This window comes from Lentzea kentuckyensis, assembly GCF_002150765.1.
Classification (GTDB): Bacteria; Actinomycetota; Actinomycetes; order Mycobacteriales; family Pseudonocardiaceae; genus Lentzea; species Lentzea kentuckyensis.
Genome location: NZ_MUYM01000145.1, coordinates 18,714 through 35,584, shown reverse-complemented (window position 1 = coordinate 35,584; position 16,871 = coordinate 18,714). Strand labels below are relative to the sequence as shown.

General features: G+C 68.0%; 24 protein-coding genes and 2 pseudogenes. 16 read left to right on the top strand and 10 right to left on the bottom strand.

The window, feature by feature from the left end:
- The first annotated feature begins 3 nt into the window (after positions 1 to 3).
- Genes B0F77_RS48375 through B0F77_RS43615 form a run of 3 tightly spaced genes read left to right on the top strand, consistent with a single transcriptional unit; the run spans position 4 to position 1,630 of the window.
- On the top strand, positions 4 to 156 hold the full coding sequence (locus B0F77_RS48375; RefSeq protein ID WP_158102994.1) for a hypothetical protein: 153 nt from the start codon (positions 4 to 6) through the stop codon (positions 154 to 156).
- A gap of 26 nt (positions 157 to 182) precedes the next feature.
- On the top strand, positions 183 to 755 hold the full coding sequence (locus tag B0F77_RS43620) for a CBS domain-containing protein (RefSeq protein ID WP_086668952.1): 573 nt from the start codon (positions 183 to 185) through the stop codon (positions 753 to 755).
- Positions 752 to 1,630 carry a universal stress protein gene (locus B0F77_RS43615; protein WP_086668951.1) on the top strand — a complete coding sequence of 293 codons (879 nt, stop codon included), beginning with the start codon at positions 752 to 754 and terminating at the stop codon, positions 1,628 to 1,630. Before B0F77_RS43620 ends, B0F77_RS43615 begins: the two co-directional genes overlap by 4 nt.
- Before the next feature lie 56 nt (positions 1,631 to 1,686).
- Here the strand turns inward: B0F77_RS43615 and B0F77_RS43610 are convergent, their stop codons facing one another.
- Positions 1,687 to 2,133, bottom strand: coding sequence for a universal stress protein (locus B0F77_RS43610; RefSeq protein WP_086668950.1), 447 nt, complete (start codon positions 2,131 to 2,133; stop codon positions 1,687 to 1,689).
- Between the two features lie 64 nt (positions 2,134 to 2,197).
- Positions 2,198 to 2,695 (bottom strand): hypothetical protein, encoded by a 498-nt coding sequence (locus B0F77_RS43605; RefSeq protein ID WP_211294331.1) that lies wholly within the window; start codon positions 2,693 to 2,695, stop codon positions 2,198 to 2,200.
- Between the two features lie 166 nt (positions 2,696 to 2,861).
- On the opposite strand from B0F77_RS43605, the gene B0F77_RS43600 reads away from it, so the two are divergent.
- The 4 genes from B0F77_RS43600 (at position 2,862) to B0F77_RS43585 (ending at position 4,789) form a co-directional block, all read left to right on the top strand.
- Positions 2,862 to 3,455 (top strand): Rv1733c family protein, encoded by a 594-nt coding sequence (locus tag B0F77_RS43600; RefSeq protein ID WP_086668949.1) that lies wholly within the window; start codon positions 2,862 to 2,864, stop codon positions 3,453 to 3,455.
- A gap of 120 nt (positions 3,456 to 3,575) precedes the next feature.
- A complete protein-coding gene (locus B0F77_RS43595) occupies positions 3,576 to 3,872 on the top strand; it encodes an amino acid kinase family protein (protein ID WP_211294330.1) in 297 nt (98 codons plus the stop codon).
- A 39-nt stretch (positions 3,873 to 3,911) separates the two neighbouring features.
- Complete coding sequence (locus tag B0F77_RS43590) at positions 3,912 to 4,511, top strand: TetR/AcrR family transcriptional regulator (RefSeq protein WP_086668947.1); 600 nt, start codon at positions 3,912 to 3,914, stop codon at positions 4,509 to 4,511.
- The gene (locus tag B0F77_RS43585) at positions 4,508 to 4,789 is read left to right on the top strand and encodes a glycosyltransferase (protein ID WP_086668946.1); all 282 of its coding nucleotides are present in this window, start codon (positions 4,508 to 4,510) and stop codon (positions 4,787 to 4,789) included. Before B0F77_RS43590 ends, B0F77_RS43585 begins: the two co-directional genes overlap by 4 nt.
- Positions 4,790 to 4,980: 191 nt before the next feature.
- Here the strand turns inward: B0F77_RS43585 and B0F77_RS43580 are convergent, their stop codons facing one another.
- Together B0F77_RS43580 and B0F77_RS43575 are read right to left on the bottom strand one after the other, a co-directional pair.
- The gene (locus tag B0F77_RS43580) at positions 4,981 to 5,283 is read right to left on the bottom strand and encodes a hypothetical protein (protein ID WP_158102993.1); all 303 of its coding nucleotides are present in this window, start codon (positions 5,281 to 5,283) and stop codon (positions 4,981 to 4,983) included.
- On the bottom strand, positions 5,172 to 5,675 hold the full coding sequence (locus B0F77_RS43575) for a DUF998 domain-containing protein (protein WP_086668944.1): 504 nt from the start codon (positions 5,673 to 5,675) through the stop codon (positions 5,172 to 5,174). Before B0F77_RS43575 ends, B0F77_RS43580 begins: the two co-directional genes overlap by 112 nt.
- Before the next feature lie 139 nt (positions 5,676 to 5,814).
- Between B0F77_RS43575 and B0F77_RS43570 the strand changes: the two genes are divergently transcribed.
- Positions 5,815 to 6,264, top strand: a complete 450-nt coding sequence (locus B0F77_RS43570; protein ID WP_086668943.1) for a GbsR/MarR family transcriptional regulator — start codon at positions 5,815 to 5,817, stop codon at positions 6,262 to 6,264.
- Between the two features lie 101 nt (positions 6,265 to 6,365).
- On the opposite strand, the pseudogene B0F77_RS43565 reads toward B0F77_RS43570, so the two are convergent.
- Positions 6,366 to 6,548 (bottom strand): annotated as a pseudogene (locus B0F77_RS43565) (L-lactate permease); the annotation flags it as partial.
- Positions 6,549 to 6,580: 32 nt separating this feature from the next.
- On the opposite strand from B0F77_RS43565, the gene B0F77_RS43560 reads away from it, so the two are divergent.
- Complete coding sequence (locus B0F77_RS43560) at positions 6,581 to 7,066, top strand: FCD domain-containing protein (RefSeq protein ID WP_086668942.1); 486 nt, start codon at positions 6,581 to 6,583, stop codon at positions 7,064 to 7,066.
- 180 nt (positions 7,067 to 7,246) lie between these two features.
- On the top strand, positions 7,247 to 7,945 hold the full coding sequence (locus tag B0F77_RS43555; RefSeq protein WP_158102992.1) for a carbonic anhydrase: 699 nt from the start codon (positions 7,247 to 7,249) through the stop codon (positions 7,943 to 7,945).
- Between the two features lie 134 nt (positions 7,946 to 8,079).
- Here B0F77_RS43555 and B0F77_RS43550 read toward each other — a convergent pair whose 3' ends face one another.
- Complete coding sequence (locus B0F77_RS43550) at positions 8,080 to 8,262, bottom strand: hypothetical protein (RefSeq protein WP_086668940.1); 183 nt, start codon at positions 8,260 to 8,262, stop codon at positions 8,080 to 8,082.
- A gap of 36 nt (positions 8,263 to 8,298) precedes the next feature.
- On the bottom strand, positions 8,299 to 8,916 hold the full coding sequence (locus B0F77_RS43545) for a TetR/AcrR family transcriptional regulator (RefSeq protein WP_211294329.1): 618 nt from the start codon (positions 8,914 to 8,916) through the stop codon (positions 8,299 to 8,301).
- A gap of 106 nt (positions 8,917 to 9,022) precedes the next feature.
- On the opposite strand from B0F77_RS43545, the gene B0F77_RS43540 reads away from it, so the two are divergent.
- Entirely contained in the window at positions 9,023 to 9,943 is a 921-nt protein-coding gene (locus B0F77_RS43540; protein WP_086668939.1) for a nuclear transport factor 2 family protein, read from the top strand.
- 263 nt (positions 9,944 to 10,206) lie between these two features.
- On the opposite strand, the gene B0F77_RS49455 is transcribed toward B0F77_RS43540, so the two are convergent.
- Positions 10,207 to 10,368 (bottom strand): hypothetical protein, encoded by a 162-nt coding sequence (locus B0F77_RS49455; RefSeq protein ID WP_211294335.1) that lies wholly within the window; start codon positions 10,366 to 10,368, stop codon positions 10,207 to 10,209.
- Positions 10,369 to 10,513: 145 nt separating this feature from the next.
- Here B0F77_RS49455 and B0F77_RS43530 point away from each other — a divergent pair.
- Positions 10,514 to 10,851: pseudogene (locus B0F77_RS43530) on the top strand (transposase); the annotation flags it as partial.
- Positions 10,852 to 10,918: 67 nt separating this feature from the next.
- Here the strand turns inward: B0F77_RS43530 and B0F77_RS49450 are convergent.
- Positions 10,919 to 11,797: an NmrA family NAD(P)-binding protein gene (locus B0F77_RS49450; RefSeq protein WP_086668938.1), complete on the bottom strand. Its 879-nt coding sequence runs from the start codon at positions 11,795 to 11,797 to the stop codon at positions 10,919 to 10,921.
- 246 nt (positions 11,798 to 12,043) lie between these two features.
- Here B0F77_RS49450 and B0F77_RS43520 point away from each other — a divergent pair, with 246 nt between their 5' ends.
- Entirely contained in the window at positions 12,044 to 12,613 is a 570-nt protein-coding gene (locus B0F77_RS43520; RefSeq protein ID WP_086668937.1) for a TetR/AcrR family transcriptional regulator, read from the top strand.
- A 186-nt stretch (positions 12,614 to 12,799) separates the two neighbouring features.
- Here B0F77_RS43520 and B0F77_RS48370 read toward each other — a convergent pair whose 3' ends face one another.
- Positions 12,800 to 12,946 (bottom strand): hypothetical protein, encoded by a 147-nt coding sequence (locus B0F77_RS48370; protein ID WP_158102991.1) that lies wholly within the window; start codon positions 12,944 to 12,946, stop codon positions 12,800 to 12,802.
- Between the two features lie 847 nt (positions 12,947 to 13,793).
- Here B0F77_RS48370 and B0F77_RS43515 point away from each other — a divergent pair.
- Genes B0F77_RS43515 through B0F77_RS43505 form a run of 3 tightly spaced genes read left to right on the top strand, consistent with a single transcriptional unit; the run spans position 13,794 to position 16,863 of the window.
- Positions 13,794 to 15,059 (top strand): extracellular solute-binding protein, encoded by a 1,266-nt coding sequence (locus B0F77_RS43515; RefSeq protein ID WP_086668936.1) that lies wholly within the window; start codon positions 13,794 to 13,796, stop codon positions 15,057 to 15,059.
- Positions 15,056 to 16,015, top strand: a complete 960-nt coding sequence (locus B0F77_RS43510; RefSeq protein WP_245849454.1) for a carbohydrate ABC transporter permease — start codon at positions 15,056 to 15,058, stop codon at positions 16,013 to 16,015. The genes B0F77_RS43515 and B0F77_RS43510 overlap by 4 nt, the downstream gene beginning before the upstream one ends.
- Positions 16,012 to 16,863: a carbohydrate ABC transporter permease gene (locus B0F77_RS43505; RefSeq protein WP_086668935.1), complete on the top strand. Its 852-nt coding sequence runs from the start codon at positions 16,012 to 16,014 to the stop codon at positions 16,861 to 16,863. The genes B0F77_RS43510 and B0F77_RS43505 overlap by 4 nt, the downstream gene beginning before the upstream one ends.
- Positions 16,864 to 16,871: the final 8 nt, after the last annotated feature.

The following is a 16,871-nucleotide window of genomic DNA, read 5'->3' as shown; positions in this document are numbered from 1 at the left end:
CCGGTGATCCACCTGATGCACCGCCAGGAGTGGCGGGCCGGCCTGATCGAGCGCCATGAGCTGGCGGGCTTCCCGCAGGCACTGCTGCTCGTCGGCACCAAGGACCCGGATGGTGCGGGACCAACGGCCGCGTCCACGGGCGCGGCTCGTTCCTAACGTCGGAAGTGGAAGGGAGTAGCGCCATGCGTGCTCGCGACATCATGACAAGTCCGGCCATCACGGTCACACCGGAGGTACCCGTGCGCGGCGCCGCGGCGTTGCTCGTGTCGCACGGGTTCACCGCGCTGCCGGTCGTGGACGACGACAAGAGGCTCATCGGCATCATCACCGAGGCGGACCTGCTGCGCAGCGGCTACGTCGACGAGACGAGGGGCCGGACCGTGGGCGAGGTGATGACTTCACCCGCCGTCGCGATGGACGCCGGCGCACAGGGTGCCGTGATCGCCCGAGTGTTCGTGGACGACCACATCCGCTGCCTGCCGATCGTCGACGGCTCGAAGGTCGTCGGCGTCGTCACCCGTCGAGACCTCGTGCGCGTTCTGGCGCGCACGGACACGACCGTGTCGGCTGAAGTACAACGCATGCTGGATCTCCACGACGGTGGCAGTCGCAAGTGGACGGTTGTCGTGCAGGACGGCGAAGCCGTGGTCGACGGCGAGAAAGCCGACGAGGAAACCGAACGCGTGCTCACCGCGCTCGCCGGTTCTGTGCCCGGGGTGCTGCGTGTCCGCGTACTGACGGAGGGAGAACGATGAAGGGACCCGACGCCCCGGTCGTGGTCGGTGTCGACGGCTCGTCGTCGGCGCTGGCCGCGGTGAAGTGGGCCGCCGACGAATGCGCCCGCCACCACGCCCCGCTGCGGCTGGTGCACGGGTATTCCCTGCCTGTCAGGGGATACCCGGAGATCATCCTGACCGGCGCCGAGATCAGCCACGCCATCGAGGAACAGGCGCGGGCGTGGCTGACCGAAGCGGTCGCCGCGGCCCGTGCCACCGCACCGGACGTCGAGGTGATCACCGAGGTCGTCAACGACAACGCGACGCATCTGCTGATCAAGGAGTCGCGGAACGCACGGCTGATGGTGTTCGGGTCGCAGGGACTCGGCAACGTCACCGGTCTGCTGGTCGGCTCGACCGCGCTCGCTCTCGCCGCACACGGCAAGTGCCCGACGGTCGTCGTCCGCGGTACCGAGGTGCCGGGCGGGCCGGTCGTGGTCGGGGTGGACGGCTCCCCGACGAGCGAGGCCGCGCTGGCGTTCGCCTTCGAGACGGCGTCGATGCGGGGCTGTCCGTTGACCGTGATCATGTGCTGGCAGGACTTCATGGTGGAGAGCGCGTACAGCGCCTCACGGTTCACTGTGGACTGGGGCCAGGTCGAGGCGGACGAACAGCGGCTGCTGGCGCAACGGCTGGCCGGGTGGCAGGAGAAGTACCCGGACGTCCAGGTGCACCGCGTGGTGCTGCGGGACCGTCCGGTGCGGGCTCTCATGCGGTACAGCGCGGAGGCCCAACTCGTGGTCGTGGGCAGCCACGGGCACGGCGGGTTCGCGGGCATGTTGCTCGGGTCGACGAGCCAGGCACTGGTCTACAACGCCCCGTGCCCGCTGGCGATCGTCCGTCCCGCCGAGTGAGAGGAACACCGAGGCGGCCTCCCCGCAGCAGGGAGGCCGCCTCGGTCGGTCCCAGGTCACTTCACGGCGTTCGGCGGAATGACCACGACCGGGCATTCAGCGCGGTGCAGGCACTTCGCGGCGACTCCGCCCAGCACCGCTCCCGCGAGCCGTCCGTGGCCACGCGTCCCGATCACGAGCAGGTCGGCGTGCCGGGAGGCCTCGACGAGGTGATCCGCCGCGTCGCCCACCTCGACGACTTCGGTGACGTCCGGTGCGTCGGGCACCGCCGCGCGTGCCAGCTGCACGTTGGCGTGCAGTTCTTGTGCGGGATGCCGTTGCGGCCTTTCGCTGTACGGGTGCAGGCCCATCGACGTCGCCGGGACGAAAACCGGCTCGTGGAAGTAGGTCAGCACCGCCTCCACCCGCGCGCCGCGGCGCGGCGACTCCTCCAGTGCCCACCGCAGCGCGGCACTCGACTGCGCGGAACCGTCCACGCCCACCACGATCACAGGTGTCCTCATCTTCTACTCCCATCGCTCATCACGAGCGTGGCTCTCGCCGCACACCGGTCGGCAGGGGCCAACGTCATGACCTGGGCGAGTCCATCCGCACTGCTGACACCGTGTCGGAGGCGAACCCTCGAAGGAACTCGAGCGGAGGTTGTTCCGCGCCGAAGCGACACGCGACCTGAACCGCTGCCCCGATCATCTGGTCGGGGAAGAATCCCTGTGCGGCAGCGAGACTCGCCCGGCACGTGCGGACGATCTGACGTGTGGCAGTGGTGTCGGGCGTTTGCCGACAGGTCTCGCACCGAACGATCACGTCGCCGGTCAGCTCGTCGACACCGACGGACGCGATGGACGAGCAGCCACGGCACCAGCGGTGACCGGTGACCTTGATGACGTGATCCGCGGAGTGAACGCAGTGGTGCAGCCATCGACGATGCAGCCGGCACGAGATGCGTTCCAGAGGGTTCAGACCGAGATCCTCCGCCGCGTCCTCCTCAGCGAGCATCGCGGCGAGCGCGCGGTCACGGACGTCGGCGTAGCGCTCGCGGTCGGTGACGAGGAGCGGCGTGGTCATGGCGTTCTCCCGGATTCGAAGTTGCCTCCAGGCTTCGCCCAGGCCCAGGCCGTCAACACCGCACGGGGACCTCCTTCTGACCGAGACCACAGGCTCAGCGGGGTCGAGACGTTGGTCCCTGGGGAGCGGGGCGTCCACCCGGAAGCCTTGAGTCCGGAGGTGGACCATGAGCGCGAAACCGATGTCCAGACTCGTCCATCAGGCCTTCCCCTACCGGAACAAGCTCGCCACGACAGGCGACCGGATCGAGAGCACGGTGCTCGTGCTGGGCGTCGCGGTAGCGCTCCTCGGCGTTCCGGTCGCCGGTGCGGCCGGTTCGGAGATCTACGCCACGCAGCGGGAGCGCGTCGTCGTCGAGCAGGCGACCAGGAGTCGCACGGAGGCGATTCTGATCGAGGACGCTCCACCCACGATCGGATCCTCCGAGCGAGGTGGCACCGTCGAGACGACGTCCGTGCTCGCCAAGTGGCGGCTGCGGGACGGAAGTGCCCGTCAGGGTTACGTTCAGGCGCATTACGACGCCAAGGCCGGCGCCGCGGTGTCGATCTGGATCGACCAGAACGGAAAGGCGAGCGAACCTCCGATGACCAATGGAGGCGCCGCGATCGACGCGATCGTGCTCGCCCTCATGCTGTGGGGCGCGGCGGCCGGTTCGATGGCGCTCCTGTACCTCGCCGTGACGTTCGCGCACAAGCGGTTCCGCCTGCGGCAGTGGGCGAACGAGTGGGAGCGGATCGCCGTGGAGTGGACGGGCCGATGAGTAACCGGACCGTCCCGATCGGACACTCGAACGTCGTCGTGGCCGGACTCGACGGATCGGATTCGGCGCAGCGGGCGGTCAGGTGGGCCGCGCGGCTACCTGCGTGGTGTGGAGGCCGTGGTGGACAAGGACCTCACGTCCGCACGGCTCGCGATCGACCTGAAGGCCGACCGGCTCCTGCTGCTCACCGATGTGCCCGCGGTCCAGCGTGACTTCGGCACTCCGAACGCGGAACCGCTGTACCAGCTCACCGTGGACGACCTCCAGCACCTGAGCTTTCCGGACGGCTCCATGGGGCCGAAGATCGAGGCGTGTCGCCGGTTCGTCGAGGCGACCGGTTCGCCGGCGGCCGTCGGTGCGCTGACGGCCGCGGAAGCGATCTTGCACGGCGAGGCCGGGACCACGATCCGCTCTTGAGGCCTTGCGAAGACTGAACGCACGTTCAATACTCTGAACATGCGTTCAGCTTCGGATCTCACCGCGCGGGCCCGCATCCGGGACGCGGCCCTGGCTCGGTTCGGCAGTGACGGCATCGCGGCCACATCGGTGCGCGCGGTTGCGGCGGATGCCGGTGTGTCGGCCGCGTTGGTCCTTCATCACTTCGGATCCAAGGACGGTCTGCGGCAGGCGTGCGACGAGTACGTGCTCGAGTCCATCAGGGCCGGTGACGATGCCGACATCAGTGCGCTGGGGGAGGTGTTGCGGGCGGCGACTCCGTTGCGCCGCTATCTGGGGCGGGCCCTGCTGGACGGCTCGGATGCGGCCACGACGTTGTTCACCGAGATCGTGGAACGCACTGAGCAGTGGCTGGCCGAGGGCGAGGCGGAGGGCTGGGTGCGGGCGACGGAGGACGCGCGGGCGCGGGCGGTCACCTACGTGTCCTGGTTGCTGGCGCCGTTGGTGCTGGGCGATCAGGTCGGCCGGTTGCTGGGCGGCGACCCGGCCGAGACGGCCATCGCGGTGCGAGGCGCGCGGGCTGGGCTGGAGATGCTCACCGGCGGCCTGTTCTCCGACGACCGGTGGCTGACGGCGTTCAACGATGTGGACAACCGATGAGGGCTCTGCTGGTCACCCACGGGACCCGTGGGGACGTGCAGCCGTTTCTCGCGCTGGCGGTGGCGTTGCTCAAACGCGGTCATGAGGTGGTGTTGACCGCTCCGGAGTCGTACGCGCAAGACGCGGTGGAGCGTGACGTCGAGTTCGCGACACTGGGCGAAGGCCCGAACAGGCTGATGAACGACCCCGTGATCCAGGAGGCGATCGAGAGCGGCTACCGGGGCGTGCGCGGCAAGATCGCGGCCGCGGCCGGAGCCACTCACCGGACCAGCGGGTGAGCAGCGGCTCGATGGTGGCGAGCAGGAGCACGTAGGCGGTGACCACCGTCAGTACTCCAGTCCGCGCCTGTGTGGCCATCAGGAGGGCAAGATCTGGTCCAGACAGTTGTTACGGCGTACCAAGTCTGCACGGCGTGTCCGTGTCGGCTGCGACTTCGAGCGACGTCGCTGCCAACGACGACGTTTCGTGATCATTGGTGCCCAGCACCAGTTCTGGCGGCCACAGGGTCGACGCTGCTCGCGCGCAGTAGGCGGACGGCCACGGCGACGGTCCAGCTGAACCCGGTGAGCAGGGAGAGGTGTTCGAGCAAGCCGGCAGGAGCAGGGCGCCAGATGTCGAGGGTGTCGAGGCGGTAGGCGATGCCCGCGGCGAACGCGAAGATTATGACGAAGGCGCCGGACAAGCGGGAGTAGATCGCCCAGTTTCGGCTGGTCTGGCCCAGTCGTCGAGCCAGGACGAAGGCCGCCGCGCTGAGCCCGGCGAACAGCGCCAAGCCCGCCACCTGATGGACAGCGCCGCCGGCGGTGACTCCGTGGCCTGCTGCCCAGGCGGATACCCGAGCGCGGGGTCAGTGGGTACGAGCCCGGCCAGCACGAGCCCAGCTGCCGCAGTCGCCAGCAGACGCGGGCCCCAGGTGGCGCCAGGGCCCGACTTCGACGTGCGGCGTAGTCCGAAGGCGAACGCGGCCAGCAGAAGGCCCCCGAGGACGAAGTTCGCGGTCTGCAGCCAGGCGCGGTCACCGGTGCCGAGCTGGCTGGCGCCGTGATGCCACAGGCTGTAGCCGGTGCGGGTGGCGCCGTCGGCCCACAGGACCACCTCGATGAGGGCTCCGGCAGCGATGCCGCTGGCCAGCAGCACGCGTGAGCCGGGTTTCGGGTTGGTCATCGGAATGTCCTCCTGTTCTCCGCGACAGCGAGCATCGCGTGCCGACCAGACTTCCCGGCTCACCCGTTGGTACCGCCACGAGCCCGTGGCGGTACAGTTATTTTAGCTTATGCTGAAACTTCTGTAAGAAGGTGGTCGGGTGGCTGGGCGCGAGGCGTTGCTGGAGTGGGTGGAGCAGGTCGCCATGTACCTGGCGCGCGACGGGGTGCCGCCGATCGCCGGGCGGGTGCTGGGGTGGCTGATGGTCTGCGATCCGCCGGAGCAGTCCGCCGGGGAGATCAGTGCCGCCATCGGCGCCAGCCGTGCCTCGCTGACCTCGAACCTGAGGTTGTTGTCCAGCATGGGGTTTCTGGCCAGCAGAACCCGGCCGGGGAACCGGACGGTCTACTACCGGATGGCGGAGGGCGCCTGGGCAGTCGTGGTGCGCAAGCAGATCGCCGGCATCACGTCGTTCCTCGACATCACCCGCCAGGGCCTGGACCTGGTCGGGTCGGACGAGGGACGAGCCGCGCGCGTTCGTGAGGCGCAGGCGACCTTCGAGTGGATGGCCGCGGTGTTCGACAACGCGCCGCCTCCGCACCTCAAATGACCAGGCAGGACAGCCTGATCCGGCGGGCTGTGGGCAGTTCGGCAACACCTGCTCGGGTCTGAACTTCGGTGAGAACGCCGGACGGCGGTCGCGCCGTGATGAGCCACGTCCGCCGCGACGGCGAGGTTCTGCGGGGAGATCATCTTGCCGACGACGCCCGCGGAGGAGTTCGCGGCGGCGAGCAGGTACGGGTCGAGGCCGGTCTTGTGCGCCGCGGCCACCGGGAGGGCGCCGAACAGCGAGTTCGACGACGTGTCGGAACCCGTGATCGCGGCGCCCAGCCAGGCCGACCGCCAAGGCCGCGATCGAGAAACTGGTGGCCGAGGGCCTGCTGCGGCGGGACGCCCACAAGACCGCACGGCTGCCGTCGATGAGCCGGGCCGACATCGAGGACCTGTACTTCAGTCGAAGCTACATCGAGTCCGAGGCGGTCCGGCGAATGGCCGCGCGCCGGGAGGTGCCGGACGAGGCCCGCCGGACGCTCGCCGAGATCGAAGCGGTCGGGGAGGCCTCGTCGACCGAGATCGTGGAGCCGGACGTGCGGTTTCACGAGTCCATTGTGGACACGGTGGGCAGCGAGCGGATCTCGCGGCTGTACCGTGCGCTGATGGGGGAGATGCGGCTGTGCATGCGGCGATCCTCGACCGGATCGAAGCCGGGGACGCGGACGGTGCCGCCGAGGCGGTGCGGGATCATCTCGACCGCGCCAGGGACCGCCTGGCGCCTTTTCTGGAGCGCGACGCGGCTTCCTGAGATCGCTGAAGAAGTTCCGTGGATCGAGGAACTCGCGCGAGATCGCTAACGTCCGGCAAACCGGATATCCGGGCGCGGCTCCGGCGTGGTTGCTGGGTAAATGGCACTCGATCGGGGGTGTCTTGCCAACGACTCCACAGTGGACAGGCCCCCTAGCATGTCCACTGTGGATACTTTTGATACGACTGTTGAAGAGCGCTCTCAGGGCGTTTCCGCCAGGCGAACGTTGTTGCGTGGTCTGGCTCTCGGCGGGATCTCGGTCGCCGTGAGCGCGTGCGCGGCCGGTGGCATCAAGGCCTCCGGCGGGGCGACCGCGACGACGGTGCCCGCGCCGCAGAGCACTGATCTGCCGAAGACGCCCGACGGTGCGTTGCAACGGCTGCTGGAGGGCAACAAGCGCCTTCTCGCCAACGAGCGGCTGCACGTGCAGACGCTGGACGACATCCGCAAGCACGCCACGGGACAGTCGCCCTACGCCCAGGTCTTCGGCTGTGCGGACTCGCGCGTGCCGGTCGAGGTGGTCTTCGACGAGGACTTCGGCGACGTGTTCGTCACGCGGACTGCGGGCAACGTGTTGTCGGAGCCCACGATCGGCACGATCGAGTACGGCGTGCTGGCGCTGAACACGCCACTGATCATGGTGCTCGGGCACCAGAACTGCGGCGCGGTGAAGGCGGCCGTGGACGCGGCGAAGGACCCGTCGAAGCTGCCGTCCGGACCGCTCGGCGCGCTGGTGACGGCGTTGTTGCCGGCAGCGAAGGCGGCGAAGGGCGAGGACGTCTACGCCTCCGCTCTGGAGGCGCACGTGCGCAGCGTCGTCACGACGCTGGAGCAGACGCCGACGCTTGCCGAGGCGATCAAGGCGGGCAAGCTGCGGGTGGTCGGCGCGTCGTACGACCTCGCGACGGCCAAGGTCACGATGTACTGATCTCCAGCCGGCCGAACGGTTCGAGCGCAACCAGGCTGGTGGAACGAGCCTGGTGCCGCGAGCGCAGTGCGGGAGTGAAAGGTTGTGACGGCAACGCGGGCCGCGGGGCCGGTGTCCACTGTTGACTTCGGCTGTCAGAAACAGCCTGTCAACTTCTCCTCGGCCAGCGACGACAACTCCCCGGCGACATTGGCGTAGATTCGCTGCACGCCCTGGATGATCACCTCGACGGACATGTCCCTGACGACCGCCGCCCTGGTCGCCCGGTCGCCCTCGGCCGGGCGTAGCGCGTCGAGCCACGATCGGTCCGCGATCACCGGTCAGGGTAGTGGCGACGTCGGATCGAATTGCGACTACGAGTCGTGGTGTGGGCGCACGGGCTGCACGGCGGACATCGCGTCGTCCACGAGTCTGCGCAGGGAATCGGTCCCTTCGCTGGCCAGCCAGACGATGTTGGCGACGTTCAGGCAGGCGAGGGCGGCGGCGGTGAGCGCGGCAGGGCGCGGATCGTGGTTTGCGCCGGCGGACGGCAGGTTCATGCGTGTGGCGACGAGTGGGGTCAGCAACTCCTGCCATTGCAGCTGCTGGTCCAGCCGACCGGCTCGCAGCGCCGCGGACTGGTCGGTGATCCGCAGCAGTGCGAGGCCGTGACGCGGGTCGCGTTCGGTCGCCTCCACGATGACGTCGAACGAGTGACGCAGCGCGGTCCAGGCGTCCTCCTGGGCGGGGCGGTCGGCCAGCACGCCGGCCAGGAGCGCGCCAACCGCCTCGAACTTCACGAGGACGACGTCCTCCTTGGAGGCGAAGTAGCGGAAGAAGCTGCGCTGGGACATGCCGGCCGCGGCAGCGATCTCGTCCACCGTCGTGGCGTCGTAGCCCTGCTGGACGAACAGGTCCCACGCGACGTCCATGAGCTGCGACCGCACCGCTTGACGGGTTCTCTCCCGCAGGCCGGGCCTTCTCGTGGTCACCGGGCAACTGTACTGTCCGCCAGACCTGTCAATAACTGTAGACTGTGTCAGTCGCTGACAGAAATGACGTAGGCTGTCGCCACAGTCCACGAGTCGGAGGTAACAGATGCGGTCCACTGCCTTGTCCAGGAAGGCGCTCGCGACCCTGCTGGCTGGCGCGATCTTCGGTGCCACGGCGGGAGTCACGCCCGCTGCAGCGAGCCCGCCTCCCGTGCGCGCTTGGCAAACCAGCGCGCAAGAGCTGCACAAGGCCATCACGGTGAGGGTGCTGAAGCGGCTCTTCGAGGATGGCGACGTCTCCGTCGTGGACCGGTTCATCCGGCCCGACTACATCCAGCACAACCCGCTGGCTCCGGACGGAACCGCGGCGCTCAAGGCCTTCGCGGCGCCCCTCGCCACGCAGTTTCCCGACCTGAAGTACGACATCAAGCGCGTGATCGCCGAAGGAGACCTGGTGCTGGTGCACTCCAACGTGGTGCTCACACCCGGCGCGCGCGGCTCGGCGGTCGTGGACATCTTCCGCTTCGACCGGGACAACCGGATCGCCGAGCACTGGGACACCTCCCAGGAGGTGCCCGCGACCTCCGTCAGCGGCAACGACATGTTCTCGACGGTGAGCTCACCGCGGACGAACCAGCCCGGCCCGCGTTGGGTCACGCCGTTCGCCAAGTCGGTCGCGACCGGGTACTTCGACCAACTCCTCGTCCGCAAGGACGTCGATGCCGTCGACCACCTTGCTGCGGAGTACCACCAGCACAACCCCTCGATCCCCAGTGGCTCGGCAGGTCTGCGGGAACTGTTCTCCGGGGTGTTCCAGCAGTTCCCCCAGCTGACCGTGGAACGCAAGCGGGTCATTGCCGAGGGGGACATCGTCGCGGTCCACGCTCACTACCGGACCGGTCCTGACGACCGGGGACAGTCGGTCGTCGACATCTTCCGCGTGGGGAAGGACGGGAAGATCGTCGAGCATTGGGACGTGGTCCAGGCCGTGCCCGCGACCTCGGCGAACGACAACACGATGTTCTGATGACCGTCACGGCGTCCGGGTTTTGATCAGATGCCCGGACACGACGTGCTGGACGGGTGCCGCGACGTGGTCGCCGCCGTTCTTGCGTCATGCTCCGGAGTTCGGATCCTGGCGACGAGTCCCACGACAGCCTCTACCGGACGGCCGGCAAGCAGCACACGACCGCAAAGGACGCAGTAGGCAGTATCACCGCGGTTCCGGCACCGCGAGATCAACCTGACTCGGTCGTGCTGACCGCTTAACCGGAGCAGCAGGGACAGTGACTACGCGACCCGCTGTCCCTGTTCGCACAACGCGGTGGAACCATGTTCGGCGGCCTGCACGGCGGCAGCAAGACGGTCAGCCAGCAGTGGCTTCACCTTGCTCCGGGCCTCTTCCAAGCTGTGGAAGCCGGCGGAGAGGATCTCGCCATCCGTGAACACCATGCCGATTCCACTGCTCCGCCGGGAATCTCCCAGTTCGGCTTGTAGGACGGATCGAGCAACAGCACCCTGCCGGACTTGTCGCGGAACAGCACTCCGGCGGCCATGCGCTTGCGGGCCAAGCCGGCCACGGTGAGATCATCTTGGTCTGGCCGGTGTGATCACGGCGTCGGAGCCGTCCTGGACAGCCGCGTTCACCGGGCTGAGTCCTCGCCGCTTTGCCGAGTTGGTGACCGTGGTGCGGGGCGAGGTCGCGAAGAAACCCCGACTTGGGCGGCCCTGGAGGTCGTGGACGGCACCCTGGTGCCCACCCGTGACCACACGGTGGCCGCACAGTCGAAGAACTATCGCTACTCCACCAACCACCAAGTCGTCATCGACGCCGACACCCGTCTGGTCGTGGCGGTCGGCCGGCCGCTGCCCGGCAACCGCAACGACTGCCGGGCCTGGGAGGAATCCGGCGCTAAAGGCGCTGTTGGCAAGACGACTGCGACGGAGTGCACCACGCCATCGCTTTACCGAAGATCACCCGCAGGACGACCCCGGCCGGACCTCACGTCGCGTCGGCGAACGTCCGGCGCGCCCACTCCCGGACCGTGACGCCGGGCCGCCCGAGAACGGCCTGAACGTCGTCGCGGACCACGTTCTGAAACTTCATGTGTCCGGCGACCGCCTGACGCATCGTCTGCACGGCGCTTTGCATGTACAGGCGTTCCGCAGCAGAGGGGATCTTCGCCACGCCGTCGGCCAGGTCGTCGGGTCCCATCGAGGTGTAGGTGATCTCCCGGCCCAGAACGTCGGTGAGTATGTCGGCGATCTGCGGGCCCGTCAGCACTTCCGTGCTCAGCCAGTAGTCGGCGCCGCCGTGCTGCGAGGGCCCTTCACGCAGGACCTCGGCGGCGACGGCAGCGATGTCGGCGGTGTGGACGTAGCCCTGCGGTGCCTCCTGCCACCAGCCGGTCAGCGTGCCGGTCTCGCGGATGGGAGCCGCCCATGCGTCGCCGTAGATGACGTTGGGGTGCAGGTGCGTCCACGCGATGCCGCTCGCCTTGATGTAGGTCTCGATGAGTTGATGCCACGAGAAGTGCGGGATGTCGTCGTCTCCCGAGTTGAAGACGCCGAGGTGCACGAGGTGGGACACACCGGCGGTGGCAGCGGCATCGACCAACCTTTTGCTCTGATGCAGCATGTCCGCGCTGTAGCCCGTCAGCAGAAAGACCCGACTCACACCCTCCAGGGCCCGCGCGTAGTGCGCCGGGTTGTCGAGATCTAGTACGACCGCGTCGCGGCCCTCGGCACGCCACTGCTCGGCGGCTTCGGGCCGGCGCGTGGCCAGGCGCACCGCGAGATCGCCGCTGTTCGCGTCGAGTTCCCGGACGATCTGCGATCCGACCTGGCCGGTTGCCCCGATGACCAGGACTGTCTCCACCATTGCTGCTTCCCTTCGAATGCGGTCTGAGGGCGCCGCCCGGCCCGGGTACGCCGGCCATGAGCTTCCTGCGGGGATCCGGAGCCTTCCGGCGTCGTCGCCGGCCGCCCACGGCGTGCGGCGCCGGCCGGCAGTGGCGGGCAGCCGCGCGCTCCGTCTGACGTAGAGTCTTAACGGAATGCGTTCCGCTTAGACATTAGGCGGAACGCATTCCGGAAAGCAAGCGGAGACGACCGAAGGATGCCTCACATGTCCGCCACCCCCCGCCGGACCAGGAGTGACGCGCTGCAGAACCGCGAGCGCCTGCTGGAGGTCGCCGCACGCGTCTTCGCGGAGAAGGGCATGGACACCGCGCCGGCCGCGATCGCCAAGGAGGCGGGCGTCGGTGTCGGCACCCTCTACCGGCACTTCCCGACCCGGGAAACCCTCCTCGTCGCCGCCCACCACCGCCAGCTCTCCCTCGTGTGCGAGACGGCAACCGCTCTCGCGGCCCGACACACGGCGGCCGAGGCCACCCGGCTGTGGCTGGAGCACTTCCTCGACTACGCCATGGCCAGCAGCGACATGTGCACCGCCCTCAACGCGGCCATCGCTTCCGAGGCTGATCCGTTCGCCCACGCCCACGCGCTCCTGAGCGGCGCCATCACCACCCTCCTCGACGCGGGCACCCGGGACGGCAGCCTGCGCTCCGACATCGCGCCCGGCGATGCCCTGCTCCTCGTCGGTGGTATCGCCACCGCGGCGCAGCGCGCCACCAGAGAACAGGTCCACCGCCTCGTCGGACTCCTTGTGGATGCCCTGTCAGCCCCTCGACCGTGACCCAACCCGGCGCCACCCTCACAGGTCGAACACCGGTCGGCGAACCACGGATTAGCAGGGCCCCTGAACCAGATGTCAGAGGTCATGGTCCAAGCCGCCGATGGCGCCGACTGCCCCATCTCGCACTGCCTGCGGCAATGGTCTTCGAACGGCCATCGCGCGTGCGGACTTCAGCCTGACGTCAGCTCAGAAGGTCTCGACGAGCTTCCTCAGCGGTGCGGCGAGATCCGGGTATTGACCCTTGTCGATTCGGTGCAGCAGCCGAGCGGCGACGTAGAGCAGGGCGAGCTGTCCGGCTGCTTGGACACGGGATCCTCTCGCCCTGGTGCGCACTGAGCACACTCTGCGACTTCCTTGGTACCGCTTGGAAACCTCCAAGGGAGGGGCTTGCAGGGGGACGCCCCTAACGAGGGTCTGCCTTGGGTGATCGGGCGGCGAACACGTTGATCTGTCGCTGAAGGCGTCTGCGCCGGGGTGAGGCTCTAAGCGGGCTGGTGTCCGGGCAGGGTCCGACTTTCGCTCACTGGAAGAGTTAGGCCCTGGGTTCTTCTCTCTTTTTCGGTGGAAACCCGCGCTCAATACGTTCGACATCGCGTTCGGCAGCCGCCTGGCGCCAAACGCAAGTAAGTACCTTCATCCTGAGTCACGCCATCCGGTCACTGGGGGAGAACCGGCCGAGTCCTGCCCAGCTGGCGTTCCGGGACGTTGCTCTGGTGCCGCAGCGCCAGAACTTCCACGTCCTTGTCCCGATCGCTCACGGGCAGCAGGCGCAACAGCGCAAAGCTTTGGTGATACTCAGATAAGCCAGTCGGAGCAGCACGGCTGGTCATCATGTTGTGTCAACGATGTCACCGCGAAGAGCAATCTCACCTGTGAGCAGCCCAACGTCGACCAGGCCGTCACCGCTAAAGGGTTCTCGAAACTTTTAGCTGGTTCGCGTTCACAAAGTTTGTGGTAAAGGTCCGCTGTGGATCACTTTTCGGCGATTGCAAGTAGTACAACGGTTCTTGACGACCCCTGTGGCGCAGCTTACTGTCGTGAGCGCTAACAATCACAGTTGAGACGAAAAGTTTCGACCGCACGGTGCGGCAGGAGTTCGACCGATTCACGCGATCGCGCTTTCGGTGGCCCACCGCGCGGTGGCGATGCCACTTGTTCTCGCACACCTTGGAGAAGCGTCGTGAAACTCCGCTCACCCCTGCTCCGCGCCGCTGCGGTCCTGGCCCTCCTCACTGCCTGCACACCCGGCACTGGAGGCGGAGGGGGAGGTGACGGCAAGTCCTTCGAGTTCTGGTCGTTCTCCGCCATCAACCAGAAGCTGACCGTCGACGCGTACCAGGCGAAGCGCCCAGACATCCAGATCAAGCTGACCGAGGTGGGCACCTCCACGGAGACTGCCCAGTCGCTGACCACCGCGCTGGCCGGCGGCAAGGTGCCGGACCTGGTGCTCATCCAGGGCGACAACCTGCCGCAGTTCGTGCAGCAGCCGCAGAACTTCGTGGACTTGCGCACGTTGGGCGCCGACGACGTCAAGGGCGACTACCTGGACTGGGTGTGGCGGCAGAGCGTCGCCAAGGACGGCGAGGTGCTGGGCGTGCCCACCGACGTGGGCGGGATGGCCGTGGCGTACCGGACCGATCTGTTCGCCGCCGCCGGGCTGCCCACCGACCGCGCCGCGGTGAGTGCGCTGTGGCCGACGTGGGACGCGTTCATCGAGACGGGCAGGCGCTACAAGCAGGCCACTGGCAAGGCGTTCACCGACAACGCGGCCACCAGCGTGTTCTACCAGGCGGTCAACCAGGTGTCGGAGAAGTACTACAGCGCGGACCGCAAGCTGGTCTACAGCACCAACCCGCAGGTGAAGGCCGCGTTCGACCTCGGCATCAAGGCGGCGACCGCAGGGATCACCTCCGGGCAGTCCTCGTTCGAGACCGCGTGGAGCGCCGGCATGGCGCAGGGCCAGTACGCGGCCGTGTCCGCGCCGTCGTGGATGCTCAACAGCATCCGCAGCACCGCGCCCGACACCAAGGGCAAGTGGGACATCGCGAAGATCCCTGGCGGCTCCGGCAACTGGGGCGGCAGCTACCTGGCCATCCCCAAGCGCGCGAAGAACCCGCAGGCGGCCTGGGAGTACATCAAGGAGATGCAGTCGCCCCAGGGACAGTTGGAGCACTTCGCCCGGGTCGGCGCGCTGCCGTCGACGCCCTCGGTCTACAAGGACTCGAAGCTCGCCGAAGCGAAGGACCCGTTCTTCTCCGACGCGCCGACCGGCAAGATCTACACCGACTCGCTGCTCGGGCTCAAGCCGTTCTACATCGGCCCCGACAGCGCGGCCATCGGCCAGGAGTTCCTCAACGCCATCACCAACGTCGAGCAGAGCGGCGGCAACCCGGCCACGGCGTGGGACGACGCGTTGCGCAACATCAAGACCGCCATCGGCGAGTGACCGCCGTGACCGCCACGCTCTCCCGGGCCTCCAGGGCCGCGCCACCTCCTCCCAGGACCAAGAAGATCGCGGGTGTGGGCGAGCGCCTGTCGGCGTACGCCTACATCGCCCCGTTCTTCGTGATCTTCGGGGTGTTCGGGCTGTTCCCGTTCGCCTTCACGTTCTACGTGGCCCTGTTCGACTGGAACCCCATCGGCGACCAGGTGTTCATCGGGTTCGACAACTTCACCCGGATGTTCGGCGATCCGCGGTTCTGGAACGCCGTCGGCAACACGGTGAGCATCTGGGCGCTGTCCACCGTGCCGCAACTGCTGCTCGCCCTGGTGCTGGCGCACGTGCTCAACCACGCCCGGCTGCGGTTCGCGCTGTTCTTCCGGATGTCGGTGCTGGTCCCGTACATCACCTCGGTGGCGGCCACGGCGATCGTGTTCGTGCAGCTGTTCGACCGCGACTACGGCCTGTTGAACTGGCTGCTCGGGCTGGTCGGCGTGGCGCCGGTGGACTTCGTGCAGTCCGCTTGGGGCAGTCACCTGCTGATCGCGGCCATGGTGACGTGGCGGTGGTTCGGCTACACCACGCTGCTCTACCTGGCCTCGCTCCAGTCGTTGCCACGCTCGGTGTTCGAGGCGGCGGCCATCGACGGCGCGGGACCGTGGCAGCGCTTCCGCCACATCTCCGTGCCCTCGCTGCGCCCGGTGATCATCTTCACCGTGGTCACCTCGACCATCGGCGGCCTGCAGATCTTCACCGAGCCGCTGCTGATCGCCTCGGGCGCGCCACTCACGTGCGGGGCGGTGCGGCAGTGCCAGACGCTGACGCTGTTCCTCTACGAACAGGGCTTCGGGCAGTTCGAGTTCGGCTACGGCTCGGCGGTCGGCGTCGCGCTGTTCGTCATGGTCGTGGTGATCGCCGCGCTCAACTACCTGCTGTCCACCCGGATCAAGGCGGACCGATGACGACCACCACCGCGCCGCGCCGCCGGCGCCTCGACCGGGTCCGCTGGTGGACCTACCTGCTGCTGGGCGTCGCCACCGTCGTGTGCCTGTTCCCGCTGTACTGGATGTTCATCGTGGCCACGTCGGACACCGCGACCGCGACGCGGATGCCGCCGGAGGTCGTGCCCGGCGGCAACTTCCTCCACCTCGCGGGCCTGGTCATGGACACGGTGCCGTTCGTGCAGTCGCTGCTCAACAGTCTGGTCGTGGCCACCTCGATCGGGATCGGCCAGGCGGTGCTGTGCGCGCTGGCCGGTTTCGCGTTCGCGAAGCTGCGCTTCCCCGGCCGCAACGCGCTGTTCGTTGTGGTGCTGCTGACGATGACCGTGCCGACGCAGCTCTCGGTCATCCCGCAGTACCTGATCATGTCCGAGCTGGGCTGGGTCGACACGCTGCAGGCGCTCATCGTGCCCGGCCTGGCGAGTGCGTTCGGCATCTTCTGGATGCGCCAGCACATCTCGGCCACCATCAGCGACGAGCTGATGCAGGCGGCCCGCATCGACGGCGCGAGCACCGGGCAGGTGTTCTGGCGCATCGCGTTCCCGATCGTGCGTCCGGCCGCGTTCGTCCTGGGCCTGTTCGGGTTCGTCACCGCGTGGAACGACTTCCTGTGGCCGTTCATCGTGCTCAAGTCACCCGAGCGCTACACCGCCCAGATCGCCATCAAGGCGCTGCAGAACAGCTACGACGTCGACCTCGGTCTGGCCATGTCCGGCTCGTTCCTGGCCACCATCCCGCTGGTCGTGCTGTTCGTCCTGGTCGGCCGCCGCATGGTCGCCGGAATCCTCGAAGGCGCCTTCAAGGGCTGAAGCCCTCG